15 protein-coding genes are annotated in these 15,746 nt (G+C 67.7%); 9 read left to right on the forward strand and 6 right to left on the reverse strand.

Features of this window, described 5'->3' with window-relative positions; translation table 11 throughout:
• Nucleotides 1-79: 79 nt before the first annotated feature.
• The 5 genes from Q0053_RS02495 to Q0053_RS02515 all read right to left on the reverse strand — a co-directional run bounded on the left by Q0053_RS02495 (nucleotide 80) and on the right by Q0053_RS02515 (nucleotide 4,630).
• A complete protein-coding gene (locus Q0053_RS02495) occupies nucleotides 80-1,183 on the reverse strand; it encodes a pentapeptide repeat-containing protein (RefSeq protein ID WP_298095551.1) in 1,104 nt (367 codons plus the stop codon).
• A gap of 256 nt (nucleotides 1,184-1,439) precedes the next feature.
• Nucleotides 1,440-3,140 (reverse strand): DNA repair protein RecN, encoded by a 1,701-nt coding sequence (recN, locus tag Q0053_RS02500; RefSeq protein WP_298095554.1) that lies wholly within the window; start codon nucleotides 3,138-3,140, stop codon nucleotides 1,440-1,442.
• A gap of 48 nt (nucleotides 3,141-3,188) precedes the next feature.
• Nucleotides 3,189-3,488, reverse strand: coding sequence for a BrnA antitoxin family protein (locus Q0053_RS02505; RefSeq protein ID WP_298095557.1), 300 nt, complete (start codon nucleotides 3,486-3,488; stop codon nucleotides 3,189-3,191).
• Nucleotides 3,451-3,735, reverse strand: a complete 285-nt coding sequence (locus tag Q0053_RS02510; protein WP_298095560.1) for a BrnT family toxin — start codon at nucleotides 3,733-3,735, stop codon at nucleotides 3,451-3,453. The genes Q0053_RS02505 and Q0053_RS02510 overlap by 38 nt, the downstream gene beginning before the upstream one ends.
• A gap of 37 nt (nucleotides 3,736-3,772) precedes the next feature.
• Nucleotides 3,773-4,630 carry an outer membrane protein assembly factor BamD gene (locus tag Q0053_RS02515; protein WP_298095563.1) on the reverse strand — a complete coding sequence of 286 codons (858 nt, stop codon included), beginning with the start codon at nucleotides 4,628-4,630 and terminating at the stop codon, nucleotides 3,773-3,775.
• 208 nt (nucleotides 4,631-4,838) lie between these two features.
• Here Q0053_RS02515 and Q0053_RS02520 point away from each other — a divergent pair, with 208 nt between their 5' ends.
• From Q0053_RS02520 to Q0053_RS02550, 7 genes are all read left to right on the forward strand, one after another.
• Nucleotides 4,839-5,774 carry a ribose-phosphate pyrophosphokinase gene (locus Q0053_RS02520; RefSeq protein ID WP_298095566.1) on the forward strand — a complete coding sequence of 312 codons (936 nt, stop codon included), beginning with the start codon at nucleotides 4,839-4,841 and terminating at the stop codon, nucleotides 5,772-5,774.
• Nucleotides 5,775-5,858: 84 nt separating this feature from the next.
• Complete coding sequence (locus Q0053_RS02525; RefSeq protein WP_298095569.1) at nucleotides 5,859-6,950, forward strand: hypothetical protein; 1,092 nt, start codon at nucleotides 5,859-5,861, stop codon at nucleotides 6,948-6,950.
• 154 nt (nucleotides 6,951-7,104) lie between these two features.
• Nucleotides 7,105-7,722, forward strand: a complete 618-nt coding sequence (locus tag Q0053_RS02530) for a 50S ribosomal protein L25/general stress protein Ctc (protein ID WP_298095571.1) — start codon at nucleotides 7,105-7,107, stop codon at nucleotides 7,720-7,722.
• Nucleotides 7,723-7,800: 78 nt separating this feature from the next.
• Nucleotides 7,801-8,430 carry an aminoacyl-tRNA hydrolase gene (gene pth / locus Q0053_RS02535; RefSeq protein ID WP_298095573.1) on the forward strand — a complete coding sequence of 210 codons (630 nt, stop codon included), beginning with the start codon at nucleotides 7,801-7,803 and terminating at the stop codon, nucleotides 8,428-8,430.
• Nucleotides 8,431-8,503: 73 nt separating this feature from the next.
• Entirely contained in the window at nucleotides 8,504-8,992 is a 489-nt protein-coding gene (locus tag Q0053_RS02540; protein WP_298095576.1) for a copper chaperone PCu(A)C, read from the forward strand.
• A gap of 68 nt (nucleotides 8,993-9,060) precedes the next feature.
• Nucleotides 9,061-10,155: a redox-regulated ATPase YchF gene (ychF, locus tag Q0053_RS02545; RefSeq protein WP_298095577.1), complete on the forward strand. Its 1,095-nt coding sequence runs from the start codon at nucleotides 9,061-9,063 to the stop codon at nucleotides 10,153-10,155.
• Nucleotides 10,156-10,268: 113 nt separating this feature from the next.
• Nucleotides 10,269-10,532: a hypothetical protein gene (locus Q0053_RS02550; protein ID WP_298095579.1), complete on the forward strand. Its 264-nt coding sequence runs from the start codon at nucleotides 10,269-10,271 to the stop codon at nucleotides 10,530-10,532.
• 17 nt (nucleotides 10,533-10,549) lie between these two features.
• Here Q0053_RS02550 and ppdK read toward each other — a convergent pair whose 3' ends face one another.
• Nucleotides 10,550-13,240 (reverse strand): pyruvate, phosphate dikinase, encoded by a 2,691-nt coding sequence (gene ppdK, locus Q0053_RS02555; protein WP_298095580.1) that lies wholly within the window; start codon nucleotides 13,238-13,240, stop codon nucleotides 10,550-10,552.
• Between the two features lie 242 nt (nucleotides 13,241-13,482).
• Here ppdK and pyrC point away from each other — a divergent pair, with 242 nt between their 5' ends.
• Nucleotides 13,483-14,577, forward strand: coding sequence for a dihydroorotase (gene pyrC / locus Q0053_RS02560; RefSeq protein ID WP_298095582.1), 1,095 nt, complete (start codon nucleotides 13,483-13,485; stop codon nucleotides 14,575-14,577).
• Nucleotides 14,578-14,664: 87 nt separating this feature from the next.
• Nucleotides 14,665-15,744 (forward strand): site-specific DNA-methyltransferase, encoded by a 1,080-nt coding sequence (locus Q0053_RS02565; RefSeq protein ID WP_298095584.1) that lies wholly within the window; start codon nucleotides 14,665-14,667, stop codon nucleotides 15,742-15,744.
• Nucleotides 15,745-15,746 lie beyond the last annotated feature (2 nt).

Consider the following 15,746-nt stretch of genomic DNA (forward strand, 5'->3'; position numbering starts at 1 on the left):
GCGCTCCGGGTGCCGGTGTCGGCCACAGGCTCGCCCCCGTGCGATCTTCGACCGGGCCCCCTAAGGCCTGGTCCCCGGATCAGCGCCGGCAACTCCGGAAGCAGCCGGGCGCGAACTGGGCACCCGTGAACGAGAAGTCACGTTTCGAACCTCCGGGCAGGATCAACGACCGGATGTCCGCGCCATCGAATCTGGCGTGCCACAGCAATGCACCTTTGAAGGAGGCACCGCGCAGGTCGGCGGATGTGAAATTGGCGTCGCGCAGGTCGGCACCATCAAAACAGGCTCCCTGAAGCTGGGCCCCGCTGAAATCAATGCCGACGGCGCAGGCTCCAGTTGCCGACAAGGCGGCGAGCTCCTTGCCTGCAAACAGGTTTCCTGTCGGGCGAAGATCCTGATTGTTGAGCATCGCCGGCCGTCCGACCCTGCCGTTTGTCTCGACCCATTGAATGTTTTCATGGATCAGGGCCGCGAGGGACGGAGCGAGGAGGAGCGCGGCCCGGGAAGGGTCGACGACGCAGTTGTCCAGGGCACCCGGATCGATGGTCGCTCGATCAAGGCGAACGCCCGTCATGACGGCCCCGGCAAGCTGGACACCGCTCAGATCCGATCCGGTCAGGTCGGCACCCTGTAGCAGGGCTCCACTGAGATTTGCCCATTTCAGCTTCGCATTCCTCAGCTTCACGCCCTTCATCGAGGCGTTCGACAGATCAACCGAGAACCGCTGCTCCAGGCCTTCGATGCTGTCGCCTTGCCGCAGCATCCGGAACCCGTCCTCCGTGTCGGCCCGGGCCAGCAGGGCCTGCCGCAGATCGGCGTCGTCGAGGTTCGCACCGGAGAGGTCAGCCCCACGAAGGTTTGCGCCTCGCAAATCGGCCTGCCGAAAATCGGCCTGCCGGGCATCTGTGCCGGGCAGGTTTGCGCAGTAGAAGGATGCGCGCTCGAAATTCACCTTCGAAAGCTTGGTGCGTTCGAGGTTGGCTCCGGTCAGATCGGCCTCGGCCAGCTGCCGCGCCCTGAAATCAAGATGGGGTGCCCGGATGTATTTGATCACCGCGCGACGGCCATTCGACTGACGCCGAACGTAACGTTCATGCGCCTCGAGGTAGCGATCCAGCATGGCCTGGGTGAAGCTCGGAAGCTCCGCCAGGCCGTTATCGTAAGCGGATTTTGCTTCAGCCAAAACACGACATCCGGAGATGGCACGAATGTGCCTCAGTCCGCCGATCTTGATCCCCAAGCGTGAACTTCGGGATAACGGCAGTGTGCCAGGCGTTGGATGATCACGGGAGGGCCGGGTGCCAGAAGGTCCAGGCGTCCCCCGGACGTTCCGGCGCCGGGACGGTTGCGTCTTGCCTGCCTGCGGCTCAGAAACCTCAGGCCCGGTTCCGGGGACTGCCGGACCGTCCGCTTCCGGCGTCGCGTCCGCCCCTTGCCTGTTACCCGATCAGGCTTCTCGCCGCCGCCCGGGCCTCGTCGGTGACCACGGCCCCTGACAGCATCCGCGCGATCTCCTCGCGGCGGGCGTCATCGTCCAGCGCGTCGACCGTGGTCGTCGTCACCCCGCCCGCGTCGGCCTTGCGGACCTTCCAGTGGGCGTGGCCGCGGGCGGCGACCTGGGGGCTGTGGGTTACGACCAGGACCTGGGCACCCTTCGAAAGCCGCTCCAGCCGCGCGCCGACGGCCGAGGCCACGGCGCCGCCGACGCCCTGGTCGACCTCGTCGAAGATCATCACCGGCTGGCGCTGGTCCTCGCGCCCGGCCAGGGCCGCCTTCATGGCCAGGGCGAAGCGGGCCAGTTCGCCGCCGGATGCAATGGCGTCCAGCGGGCCGAAGGGGGTGCCGGCATTGGTGGCGATCTCGAACCGGACCGTCTCGACGCCCAGCGGGCCGCGGCGGCCCTCGGTCACCGGCTCGAACGCCACGCGGAAGCGGGCGCGCTCCAGCTTCAGCGGGGCCAGCTCCTCCATCACGGCGGCGGTCAGCCGGTCGGCGGCGGCCTCGCGGGCGGCGGTCAGGCGGCCGGCGGCCACATCATAGGCCTCGCGCGCGGCCGAGGCGGCGCGTTCGGCGGCGCTGATGGCATCGGCCCCGTCCTCGATCAGCCGCAGCTGTTCGCGGAACCGCAGGCGCAGGGCCGGCAGGCTGTCGACGGAGGCGTTCAGCTTGCGCGCGACGGCGCGCAGGGCGAACAGCCGCTCCTCGGCCTTGTCCAGCCGGCCGGGCTCGAAGTCGAAGGCATTGGCGGCGGCGTCGACGCAGGCGATGGCCTCTTCGGCCTCCACCATGGTGCGGTCGATGGCCTCGGCCGCGGCGGCCAGTTTCTGCAGCAGGGGGTGTTCGGGGTCGGTGCCCGCCTGCCCCGCCCGCGTTCGCGCATGTTCGACGGCGCGCAGGGCCGCCGACAGCTTCTGGGACAGCTTGTCCCCGCCCAGCGACGCGCGGGCGTCGGCGAGGTCGGCGACGGCCTTTTCCGCCGCGCCGAGGATGGCGCGTTCGCCGGCCAGTTCGGTCTCCTCGTCGGCGCGCGGGTCCAGATCGTCGAGGTCGGCGAGGTTCCGGGTCAGCTCCTCGGCCCGCGAGGCGGCGTCGGCCGCCGCGGCCTTGAGGTCGGTGACGGTGCGTTCGGCGGCCCTGAGCCGGTCGGCCGCCCGGGCGACCTCGTCCAGCGGGGGTTGCAGGCCGCCGTAGTTGTCCAGCAGGGCGCGGTGGGTCTTCCAGTCCAGCAGGCCCACGGTCTCGTGCTGGCCGTGGACCTCGACCAGGGCCTGGCCGATCTCGCGCAGGGCGGTGACGCCAGCCGGCTGGTCATTGACGAAGGCGCGGCTGCGGCCGTCGGCGGCCAGGGTGCGGCGCAGGATCAGCTCCTCGCCCGGGACCACGTCAAAGCCCCGCTCGCTGATCAGGGCGATCAGGGCGGGATCGTCAGGGGCGGTGAAGACGGCGGTGGCCGAGGCCTGTTTGGCCCCGGCCCGGACCAGACCGGCGTCCGCCCGCGCGCCCAGCGCCAGGCCGAGGGCGTCGAGGATGATCGACTTGCCCGCCCCGGTCTCGCCGGTCAGCACGGTCAGGCCGCCATGAACCTCAAGGTCGAGGGCGTCGACCAGCACAATGTCTCGGATGGACAGGGCGGTCAGCATGAACGGCGGCGATTCGGCATCGGCGTCAGTCTAGCAAACTGCGGACGATCAATCCGTGAAACCGGCGGCCTGTCGCAGGGCGCGGTTGATGCGGGATTGCCAGCCGTCTCCCCCGGCCCGGAAGTAGTCCAGTATCTCCGCGTCCAGCCGAAGCGTGACCTGTTTCTTTGCAGAGGGCGAGCGAGGCCGACCGGGCGACCGCTTGAACTGCGCCAGCACATATTCCGGGAAAACGTCCCTGGCCGGACGCAGCCTGGCGGCGCGCTCGGCGGTCAGCTCGGGCGTGTCATCGTCGTCATCGACCAGATACTCAACCGGCGCCTCCGAGACGCCCTTGCCGTTTGGCATGCCGCTTCTCCCGTTCGTTCGCCTTCCGCAGGCTTATCGCGCGAGTCATGTCGTCCCGAACCACGAAGACCAGCACATAAAGCCTGCCGTCCAGATCACCGTAGGCTACCCACCGTCGTTCATCGTAGTCGAACCGGTCATCCGCTTCGACCAAGGAGTTCTCGAAAACGAAGTCTCGGGCGCGGCTCAACGACACGCCGTGTTTGGCGATATTCGCAGCGTCCTTCTTCGGATCGAAGATGATCATTTATGTAGCTACATAAATGATCGCGGTCAAGGTCCGATCAGCCCGGAATGATCCGGCGCAGCCAGCTTTCGCGCTGGGCGGTCGGAGCCACCTCGGGCGTGCGGCCGTCCTCGGACAGCAGGGCATAGGCCTCGGCGTACCAGGGGCTGCCCGGATAGTTGAAGCCCAGCACGGCACCGTTGCGGGTCGCCTCTTCCTTGAGGCCGAGCACCAGATTGACCTCGACCAGGCGGAACAGGGCCTCGGGCGTGTGCGAGGTGCGCTGGTAGGCTTCGTTGTCGATCACCGCCTTGTAGCGGTTGATCGCCGCCAGCGGCTGGCCGGCGCGCTGGTAGTAGCGGCCGATGGCCATTTCCTTGCCCGCCAGCTGGTCATTGACCATGTCGATCTTGACCGTGGCGTCGATGGCATAGGAGGTGCCGGGGTAACGGCGCTGCACATCCTTGAGCCCGTCCAGCGCCGCTTGGGCATAGCCCTGGTCGCGGCCCACGTCGGTGATCTGTTCGAAATTGCACAGGGCCTTCATGTAGAAGGCATAGGGCGCGCTGGGATTGCCGGGGAACAGCTGGATGAACCGGTCCGAGGCGGCGATGGCCTCGGCGTAGTTGTTGTTCTGATAATAGGCGTAGATCTGCATCAGGATCGAACGACGCGACCACTCCGAATACGGATGCTGGCGCTCGACCTCCTGGAAATAGTCGATCGCATCGGCCCAGCGTTTGCTCTGCAGGCGCTGGTAGCCCGTGTTGTAGAGCGCCTCGACCGGCCGCTCTTCATAGGCCAGACGGGGACGATCGGTGCGGGCACCGCAGGCCGAGAGCGTCAGGGCCGACACAGCCACCGTGGCCAGGACCAGGCCGGAACGGAATTTGGAAGCAGGCAAGGACGACCTCAACTTGAAATGCCGGCGGGCGTGGACCCGTCGGCGCCCCCGGAAAACGAGAGGCGATCTCTACACCAGCGAACCTGCCCACGCCAATCCGCGAAGAAGAACGCCAAAAAGGCGCGCCGCGCCTTGTGGCCGGGCCATCCACTGGTATGAAGCGCGCCAGCGCCGAGGATCCATTCTCAGCCCGGCGATGACGGCGAAAGGATGACCGGACATGAAGCTGCTCTCTGGCAACTCCAACCGGACCCTGTCCCAGGCCATTGCGGCCCACCTCGACATGCCCCTGACCAAGGCCCAGGTGAAACGGTTCGCCGACAATGAGGTCTTCGCCGTGATCGAGGAAAACGTCCGCGGCGAGGATGTCTTCATCATCCAGTCGACCAGCTATCCGGCCAACGACAATCTGATGGAGCTGCTGATCATGACCGACGCCCTGGTGCGGGCGTCGGCGCGGCGGATCACGGCGGTCATGCCCTATTTCGGCTATGCCCGGCAGGACCGGAAGACCGGCGGCCGGACGCCGATCTCGGCCAAGCTGGTGGCGAACATGATCACCCGGGCCGGGGCGCACCGGGTCCTGACCATGGATCTGCACGCCGGCCAGATCCAGGGCTTCTTCGACATCCCGACCGACAATCTCGTCGCCACGCCTGTGCTGGCCCAGGACATCAAGGATCACTATCCGCGCGGCGGCGACCTGATGATCGTCTCGCCCGACGTCGGCGGCGTGGTTCGCGCCCGCTCGCTGGCCTCCCGCCTCGATGCCGATCTGGCGATCGTCGACAAGCGCCGCGCCCGGGCCGGCGAAAGCGAGGTCATGAACATCATCGGCGACGTCCAGGGCCGCCGCTGCATCCTGTTCGACGACATCGTCGATTCCGGCGGCACCCTGGTCAATGCCGCCAAGGCCCTGATGGAAAAGGGCGCGACCGAGGTCTCGGCCTATATCACCCACGGCGTCCTCTCGGGCCCGGCGGTTCAGCGGATCACCGACGGTCCGTTGAAGGAGCTGGTGATCACGGACTCCATCGAGCAGCCCCATGAAGTCCTGAGCTGCGGAAAAATCCGGACGGTTTCCGTCGCCCCGCTGATCGGAGAGGCGATCCGGCGAATCGCCAATGAAGAGTCTGTTTCCAAGCTGTTCGATTAACGGTCGGAAAACGCTTCTCCACGCGTTATAAGGGCTTGGAACCCCGGTGCCTCGCGGCGCCGTGCTTCGTTGTGAGGATTTCGCATGCTTCAGGCCCTTCCGCGTCGCGGCTTTTCCTTGGCGGCCGTTGCCGTCGCCGCCCTTCTGGCCAGTTGCGCCACTCCGGAGCCGGAACCCGCCCCCGCACCGCCCCCTCCGCCGGTCGTGGTCCATGCCCCGCCGCCGCCCGTCAGCCTGAACGAGGGCGTGGCCCAGGCGGCCTCCATCTATGTCGCCTTCATGCGCGAGGCCAGCTCCATCCAGGCCGGGTTTACCAGCGCCGAGGCGATCCAGGCGGCCATCCGCAGGGGTGCCGCCTATGAACCGGCCCAGCTGTCGCGCGGCATGATCGCCTATGGCTCGATCCTCGCCCTGCAGTCGCCGGAGTTCGTCCAGGGCGTCCGCGCCCTTGCCGCCGATCCGGCCGTCCGCAGCGATATCATCGCCAGGATCATCGCCGACCCCGCCTATGCCGCCAATCTGCCGGGCGCCGATGCCGCCGCCGGTCTGATCGTCGACACCATCGGTCGCGATTCCGCGGCCATGCTGCTGATCGCGGACGCCGTCGAGCAGGACGCCTACACCATCCAGGCCCGCAACGACCCCCGCCGCCGCTGGGCCACGGCCCACATCACCGATCGCGTCCGGCGTCTGGAGGGTGCCAAGGCCCTGTCAGCCGTCCAGATGCTGCCTTCGGCCGAGGAATCGGCCCGTCTGTTCGCCGCGGCCAACTCGGGCACCGGCCTGGCGCTGAACCCGGCCCGCTCGGGGCCGCCCTATACCCCGGCGGTCACCCGGTCGCTGGCTGTGGCCGCCCTGGCGGCACTGGGGGCCGGTGGCGAGGACGCCCGGGCCAATACCGAGGCCCTGACCGTCGAGCAGAACAGCGAATTCTGCCTCAACATGTCCAAGCTTATGCTGTTCCAGTGCCTCGCCGCCTCAAGGCCCAGCTATGAGGACATGTTCTGCGTCGGCCGCCATGTGGCGCGTGACCTCGCCACCTGCACCGCCCAGAACATCACCCCGGTCCCAGCCGAGGTCTCGCCGACGTCGGTCGCGAGTGGTGCCGCTGATTCCGCCCCGGTGCAGACGCCCGTCGCCGAGGCGGCGGCTGCGGCCCTGAACAACGGCCGCTGACGCAGGTTTCCACTCCGGCGTCGCAATGACGTCGGGAGCGGTTGCGTCCGCGCCGGTTGGCGTGTAATGACCCGCGCTCTTGAATTCAGGGTCCCGAGACCCCGCCGCGAAGGCTGACTGGTCAGCGCGGCGTTTGTGTTGTTGAGGCGAGGCGATGGCCGAGATCATTCTGAACGTGGACGTCCGTAGTGGCGTCGGCACCGGTGGCGCTCGCGCCGCGCGCCGCGCTGGCATGGTCCCGGGCGTGCTGTACGGCGGCGACAAGGCCCCCGTGGCCATCTCGGTGAACGAGCGCGACTTCCGCAAGTCGCTCTACACCGGCAAGCTGCTGGGTCACCTGGTGACGCTGAAATACGGCACGGAATCGCAGCCGGTCATCGCGCGCGATGTCCAGTTCGACCCGGTCACCGACCGCCCGCTGCATTTCGACCTCATGCGGGTCGATGAGACCCAGACCATCAAGATCGAGGTCCCGGTCCACTTCATCAACCAGGACAAGTGCGAGGCCTTCCGTCAGGGTGCCGTGCTGGAAGTCGTCCGTCACGCCGTCGAGGTGAAGGTCCGCGCGGATCACATCCCGGAAGACCTGATCGTCGACCTGGCCGGCCACAAGATGGGCGACACCATCCGCTGGGCGGACCTCAAGGCTCCCGCGGACGTCGCGCCCGTCATCACCGACCGTGACTTCGTGATCGCCCTGATCAAGTCGTCCTCGGCTGCCGTCTCGGCCGCGGCCGACGGCTCCGATGCCGAAGGCTCCGCCGAGGGCTGATCGCCTTCCCACCAGATGCTACTGGAACGGCCCCTTCCGGAAACGGACGGGGCCGTTTCCTTATCCGGACCTCGCCCCATGATCATCATCGCCGGCCTGGGCAATCCGGGTCCCAAATATCAGGGCAACCGCCACAACATCGGCTTCATGGCCGCCGACGAGATCGCGCGGCGCTGGTCGTTCGGGCCCGAGCGGGCCAAATTCCAGTCGGTGATCCGCGAGGGCGAGGTCGCCACCGCCGCCGGGCCGGTCAAGGTCCTGCTGATGAAGCCCCAGACCTTCATGAACGAGAGCGGCCGGGCCGTGGCTGAGGCGGCGCGCTTCTACAAGGTCCAGCCCGGCGCGGTCATCGTCTTCCATGACGAGATCGACCTGGCCCCCGGCCGCTTCCGCATGAAGACCGGTGGCGGGGCAGCCGGCCAGAACGGCGTGCGCAGCCTGATCAGCCAGCTGGGCGCCGACTTCCGCCGCGCCCGCATGGGCGTCGGCCACCCCGGCGCGCCCGAACTGGTGCACGGCCATGTGTTGAGCGACTTCCACAAGGCCGACCTGACCTGGCTGGAGCCCATGCTCGACGCCGTCGCCGGTGCCCTGCCCTTCGCCCTCGCCGACGACGACGACCGCTACCAGGCCGAAGTCATGCGCCTGGCCCCCGCCCCCAAATTCAGCCCCCGTCAGGCCGCGGAGAAGGCGGCGCGGGGCGATTAGCCGCCCTTCCCTCCCCGCCGTCCCGCCTGTACGGCCGGGACGAAACCGACCGCCGCCACAAAGGCCTGATCCGATGACCCGCACCCCGCGCCTCGCGCTCGCCCTCGCCTTGCTAACCCTGTCCGCCTGCAGTCCCGGTGGGACGGAGTCCGGGGCAACTTCAACCGTCGAGGTCGCCGGAGCCATCTGCCGGCCGACGCCGGTGGGGCGCCAGATGACGGGCTGTTACCTGACCCTGACCACGACGACCGCCGACCGGCTGGTCAGCGTCGCCAGCCCCGCCGCCAATCTGGTCCAGATCCACGAGAGCCGGATCGAGAGCGGCATGATGATGATGAACGAGCTGAAGGAGGGCCTGCCCCTGCCCGCCGGCGAGACCGTCGCCCTCGCGCCGGGCGGCAATCATCTGATGCTGCTGGGCGTCAAGGAGCCGCTGGTGGCGGGGGATACCGTTGCCCTGACCCTGACCTTCGAGGCCTCGCCGCCGGTCGAGGTGACGGCGACGGTCGGCCAGCCGGCTGCGCCCGAAGGCGATCACGCGGCCGCGCCCGCCGCTCATTGACACCCGAGCCTGACAAACCGGTCGCGACGGGCTAAAGGCTCGCGCTCACTCGAAAGCTCCCCAAGACCATGGCCCTGAAAGTCGCGATCGTCGGCCTGCCCAATGTCGGCAAGTCCACCCTGTTCAACGCCCTGACCCGGACGGCGGCGGCGCAGGCTGCCAACTATCCGTTCTGCACCATCGAGCCGAACACCGGGGATGTGGCGGTCCCGGAGCCGCGCCTGGACGTCCTGGCGGAGATCGCCGGCTCGAAGGAGATCATTCCGTCGCGGATCACCTTCGTCGACATCGCCGGCCTGGTGCGCGGCGCGTCCAAGGGCGAGGGCCTGGGCAACCAGTTTCTGGCCAACATCCGCGACTGCGACGCCGTGGCCTTCGTCGCCCGCTGCTTCATCGATGACGACATCACCCACGTCGAAAACCGCATCGACCCGATCAGCGATCTCGAGATCATCGAGACCGAACTGATGCTGGCCGACCTCGAAAGCCTCGAGAAGCGCGTGGTCAACGTCGAGAAGAAGGCCAAGGGCGGCGACAAGGAGGCCCAGACCACCCTGCGCCTGATCAACATGGCCCTGACGCCCTTGCGCGCCGGCAAGCCCGCCCGGGTCGTCCAGGTCGACAAGGAAGACCAGAAGGCCTGGCACATGTTGCAGCTGCTGACCTCCCTGCCCGCCCTCTATGTCTCCAACGTCGACGAGAACTCGGCAGACAAGGGCAATGAACTGTCCGCACAGGTCGCCGCCCGCGCCGCCGCCGACAATGCCAAGGCCGTGGTCATCTCGGCCAAGATCGATTCCGAACTGGCCGTTCTGGACCCCGCCGAACAGGCCGAATTCCTGGAAAGCCTCGGCCTCGCCGAGCCCGGCCTGAACCGTCTGATCCGCGAGGCCTATGCCCTGCTGGGCCTGCAGTCCTATTTCACCGTGGGCCCCAAGGAGGCGCGCGCCTGGACCATTCCGATCGGCGCCACGGCCCCCCAGGCGGCGGGCGTGATCCACACCGATTTCGAAAAGGGTTTCATCCGCGCCGAGACCATCGCCTTCGACGACTTCGTGGCGCTGCGGGGCGAGGCGAAGGCCCGCGAGGCCGGCAAGCTCCGCGCCGAGGGCAAGTCCTATGTCGTCAAGGACGGCGACGTGATGAATTTCCTCTTCAACTGACCCGGCCCGGTCTCAAGGGCCTCTGCAATGATCACGAATTCGAGCTCCGCCTTGCATCCGCCACGAGATTTTGCGAGCGGAGCCGCAGTGTCGAGAACAAGGGGGCATTCCGCATGACCCAGAGCACCAATCCCTGGGCGAAACCGATCGATCCGCTGGCGCAGGACATCGCCGCGGTGCTCAAACGCATGGGCGGTTCGGCCCATCAGCGCGACGTGGTCCAGTGCGTGGCGGCGATGAAGCGCCAGCGCGGCGAGAGCGTCGGACAGGATCTGGCCAACGCGATCGTCGAGGTCTTCGAACGCTACCGCGACCTGTTCTTCAAACCCTTCGGCGAAGGCTCGATGCGCTGGGCCCTGCAACCCGGCGTCGCCTGACACAGGGGTTGGACGACCTAACGGTCCTTCTCGCGCGCCTCTCCCCCGCGCGACACCAGTGCCGCCTGGGCCGCCGCCAGCCGGGCGATCGGCACGCGGTAGGGTGAGCAGCTGACGTAGTCGAGGCCGACCTCTTCGCAGAAGGCGATCGACGACGGGTCGCCGCCGTGTTCCCCGCAGATGCCCATCTTGATGCCCGGACGCGCCGCCCCGCCGCGTTCGGCGGCGATGCGGATCAGGTCGCCGACCCCATCCTGGTCCAGACGGACGAACGGATCGGTCTCGAAGATGCCCTTGTCCATATAGGCCTGCAGGAAGCGGCCGGAATCGTCGCGGCTGATGCCGAAGGTGGTCTGGGTCAGGTCATTGGTGCCGAAGGAAAAGAACTCGGCGTATTCGGCCAGGTCGGCGGCACGCAGGGCCGCGCGCGGCAGTTCGATCATGGTGCCGACAAGGTATTCGACCCGGTCGCCGGCCCCGGCGAAGACGGCCTCGGCGGTGCGGTCCGTCAGTTCGCGCAGATATTTCATCTCCAGCCCGAGGGCGACCAGCGGGTGCATGATCTCCGGGATGGGGGCCTCGGCCGCGGTCTGTTTCACCTGCAGGGCCGCCTCGAGAATGGCGCGGACCTGCATCTCATAGATCTCGGGATAGGCGACGCCCAGCCGGCAACCCCGGTGGCCGAGCATGGGGTTGGTCTCGTGCAGTTCCTTCGCCCGCCGCTTCAGCTTGGCGGCGTCGAGCCCCTGCGTCACCGCGAGCGCATCGATCTCGGCTTCGGTGTGGGGGATGAACTCGTGCAGCGGCGGGTCGAGCAGGCGCACGGTGACCGGCAGGCCGGCCATGATGGTGAACAGTTCAACGAAATCGGCCTTCTGGAACGGCGCGATCTTGGCCAGCGCCGCACGGCGACCGGCCTCGTCATCGGCCAGGATCATCTCGCGCACCGCGGCGATGCGGGCGTCGTCGAAGAACATGTGCTCGGTCCGGCACAGGCCGATACCCTCGGCGCCGAAGCCGCGCGCCGTCTTCGCATCCAGCGGCGTCTCGGCATTGGCGCGCACCTTCAGGCGGCGGACCTTGTCGGCCCAGGCCATCAGGGTCTGGAAGTCGCCGGTCAGCTCCGGCTCGATCATGGCCACGGCCCCGTCCAGCACCTCGCCCTTCGAGCCGTCGATGGTGATGATCTCGCCGGCCCTGAAGGTGCGGCCACGGGCGGTGAAGGTCCCGGCCCTGTCGTCGATCGACAGCTCATTGATGCCGCAGACGCAGGGACGCCCCATGCCGCGCGCCACGACGGCGGCGTGGCTGGTCATGCCGCCGCGCGCCGTGACGATGCCGCGGGCCGCATGCATGCCGTGGATGTCTTCCGGCGAGGTCTCCTCGCGCACCAGGATGACGGCGTCGCCCAGCTGCGACAGCCGCTCGGCCTCATCGGCGTCGAAAACGATCTTGCCGGTCGCCGCGCCGGGCGAGGCCGGCAGGCCGGACGCCACCACGGTACGGCTGGCTTTCGGATCCAGCGTCGGGTGCAGCAGCTGGTCGAGCGCCGACGGCTCGACCCGGGCGACGGCCTCCTCCTCGGAGATCACCCCCTCGGCGGCCAGATCGACCGCGATCTTCAGCGCCGACCTGGCTGTCCGCTTGCCGTTGCGGGTCTGCAGCATCCAGAGGCGGCCCTGTTCGACCGTGAACTCGATGTCCTGCATGTCGCGGTAGTGGCTTTCCAGCCGGCCGATGACTTCGACGAATTCGCCGAAGACGACCGGCATGGCCTCCTCCATCGAGGGGGCGGTCTCGCCCATCTCTTCCCGGCCCGCCTTCGTCAGCGACTGGGGCGTGCGGATGCCGGCGACGACGTCCTCGCCCTGGGCATTGATCAGGAACTCGCCGTACAGCCGGGCTTCGCCGGTCGAGGGATTGCGGGTAAAGGCGACGCCCGTGGCCGAGGTCTCGCCCATATTGCCGAAGACCATGGACTGGACATTGACCGCCGTGCCCCAGCTCTCGGGGATGTCGTGCATGCGGCGATAGAATTTGGCCCGGTCGTTCATCCAGCTGGCAAAGACGGCCGAGACGGCCCCCCAGAGCTGGTCATGCGGGTCCTGCGGGAAGGCGTGACCCAGCCGGTCCTCGACCACGGCCTTGTAGTCGGCGACGACTTTTTCCCAGTCCGAGGCGCTCAGGTCAGTGTCGATGGTAACGCCCAGCCGGTCCTTGTGGTCGTCCAGCACCTCCTCGAAATCGTCATGGCTCAGGCCGAGCACGACGCTGGAATACATGGTGATGAAGCGGCGGTAGCTGTCGAAGGCGAAGCGGCGGTCGCCGGACAGGGCGGCAAGGCCTTCAACGGTCTCATCGTTCAGGCCGAGGTTCAGGACCGTGTCCATCATCCCCGGCATGGAGGCGCGGGCCCCCGACCGGACCGAGACCAGCAGCGGATTCCTCGCATCGCCGAAGGTCTTGCCGACGACCGCCTCGACGGTCTTCAGCCCGACGGCGACCTGGGCGGCCAGGGCCTCGGGATAGGTCTGGCCGTTCGAATAATAGTGGACGCAGGCTTCCGTCGTGATGGTGAAGCCCGGCGGCACCGGCAGGCCGAGCGACGACATCTCGGCGAGGTTGGCCCCCTTGCCGCCGAGCAGGTTCTTCATCGACGCATCGCCGTCGGCAGAGCCCCCACCGAAGCCGTACACCCACTGAGTCATCGCCTGGTCCCTGAAGTCTCGTCTTGTCCGGCCTGACTAACGTGCTGCGCCCGCGAAGGCGAGGCCGGGACTGTAACAAAGCGTGAGCGGATGTAGCGGCTCCGCAACGGGGTGCGGCACAGTCGGCACCCGCAGGCGGCGAACTGGACGAGCGGGCCCGTCTGCCGCTATGCGCAGGGGACCGGATCCAGCCCGCGCGGCGACGCGATGGACACCGGCAAGGTCCGCCAAGGAACAGCCCGATGACGCTCTCTGAAACCGCAACGGCGGTCGCGACGCCCCCGGCCACCGGCACCGGACTGGTCATCCGCCGGCCTGACGACTGGCATGTGCACCTGCGCGACGGGGCCATGCTGGGCTCGGTCGTCAACTATACGGCCCGCCAATTTGCCCGCGCCATCGTCATGCCAAACCTGGCCCCGCCGGTGACCACCGTGGCGGCTGCCGAGGCCTATCGCGCACGCATCCTGGCGGCGGTCGAGCCGGGAACGGTCTTCACCCCCCTGATGACCTGCTACCTGACCGACGATATCGACGCAGCCGAGGTCGGGCGCGGCTTTGCGGCGGGTGTCTTCACCGCCTGCAAACTCTATCCGGCCAATGCCACGACCAACTCCAGCCACGGCGTGACCGACTTCCGCCGGATCTATCCGGTTCTCGAGGTCATGCAGCAGATCGGCATGCCGCTTCTGGTCCATGGTGAGGTGACGGACTCCCATGTCGACATCTTCGACCGCGAGGCGGTGTTCATCGACCGCATCCTGACCCGGATCATCGCCGATTTCCCGGCCCTGAAGGTGGTGTTCGAACACATCACCACCGCCGATGCCGTGGCCTTTGTCGAGACCGCCGGGGCGAATGTCGCCGCGACGATCACGCCGCACCACCTCGACTTCAACCGCAACGCCATGTTCCAGGGCGGGATCCGCCCGCATTTCTACTGCCTGCCGGTGGCCAAGCGGGAAGTGCATCGCCTCGCCCTGCGCCGGGCGGCGACCTCGGGTTCGGACCGGTTCTTCCTCGGCACCGACTCCGCCCCCCATGCCGTCGGGGCCAAGGAATCGGCCTGTGGCTGCGCCGGCATCTTCAACGCCCCGTTCGCGATCGAAAGCTATGCCCGGACCTTCGAGGAAGAGGGGGCCCTGCATTACCTCGAGGCCTTCGCCTCCGAGAATGGCCCGCGCTTCTACGGCCTGCCCCTGAACGAGGACCGGATCCGGCTCGACCGGGTCGCGCACCAGGTGCCGGAGATGATGATCGCCGCCGATACCGAGGTCGTGCCGTTCCACGCCGGTCAGACCCTCGGCTGGAAGTTTGCGGGCCTGGCCGGTCACTGACGGCCCGCGGTCTGCCGTCCGCTTAAACCGCCCTTAACCGCAATGATTCACCGTTCGGTCCTCAATCTGTCCGGGGCCTGCGTATCCATGTCTGATCTGAAGACCGATGTCGTCATGAGGGGCGACTGCATCGAGGTGCTGCGGTCCCTGCCCGATGCCTGTGTCGACATGGTCTTCGCCGACCCGCCCTATAATCTGCAACTGGGCGGCGACCTCCTGCGGCCGGACAATTCGAAGGTCGACGCCGTCGACGACGACTGGGACAAGTTCGACAGTTTCGCCGCCTATGACGCCTTCACCCGCGAATGGATGAAGGAATGCCGCCGCATCCTGAAGCCCGAGGGCTCGATCTGGGTGATCGGCAGCTATCACAATGTCTTCCGCCTCGGTTCGGCGATCCAGGACCTCGGCTTCTGGGTCCTGAACGACATCATCTGGCGCAAGTCCAACCCCATGCCGAACTTCAAGGGCACGCGGTTCACCAATGCCCATGAGACCCTGATCTGGGCGGCGCGGAGCCGGGACCAGAAGCGCTATACCTTCAACTACGACGCCCTGAAGGCCTTCAATGAGGACGTCCAGATGCGGTCCGACTGGACCCTGGCCCTGTGCACGGGCGAGGAGCGGATCAAGGACGCCGACGGCAAGAAGGCCCATCCGACCCAGAAGCCCGAGGGCCTGCTGCACCGCGTGCTGATGGCCGCCACCCGGCCCGGCGATGTGGTGCTGGACCCCTTCTTCGGCACCGGCACCACGGGTGCGGCGGCCAAGCGGCTGGGCCGCCACTGGATCGGCATCGAGCGCGACGAGACCTATGCCAAGGTGGCCGAGAAGCGGATCAAGGCGGTCATTCCCGCCGCGCCCGAGGATCTGGTGGTCATGGGCTCGCGCAAGGCCGAGGTGAAGGTACCCTTCGGGGCCCTGGTCGAGGCCGGCCTGCTGTCGCCGGGCGACAAGCTCTACTGCCCGCGCGGCGAGCGCGAGGCCCGGGTCCGGGCCGACGGCTCGCTGGTGGCCGGCGAACTCACCGGCTCGATCCACAAGCTGGGGGCCCTGTTCGAGAATGCGCCCGCCTGCAACGGCTGGACCTACTGGCGGTTCAGGACCGATCAGGGCCTGCGCTCGATCGATGCCCTGCGCGCCGAGGTACGGGCAGGAATGCAGTAGGC

Source organism: Brevundimonas sp. (assembly GCF_027487935.1).
Classification (GTDB): Bacteria; Pseudomonadota; Alphaproteobacteria; order Caulobacterales; family Caulobacteraceae; genus Brevundimonas.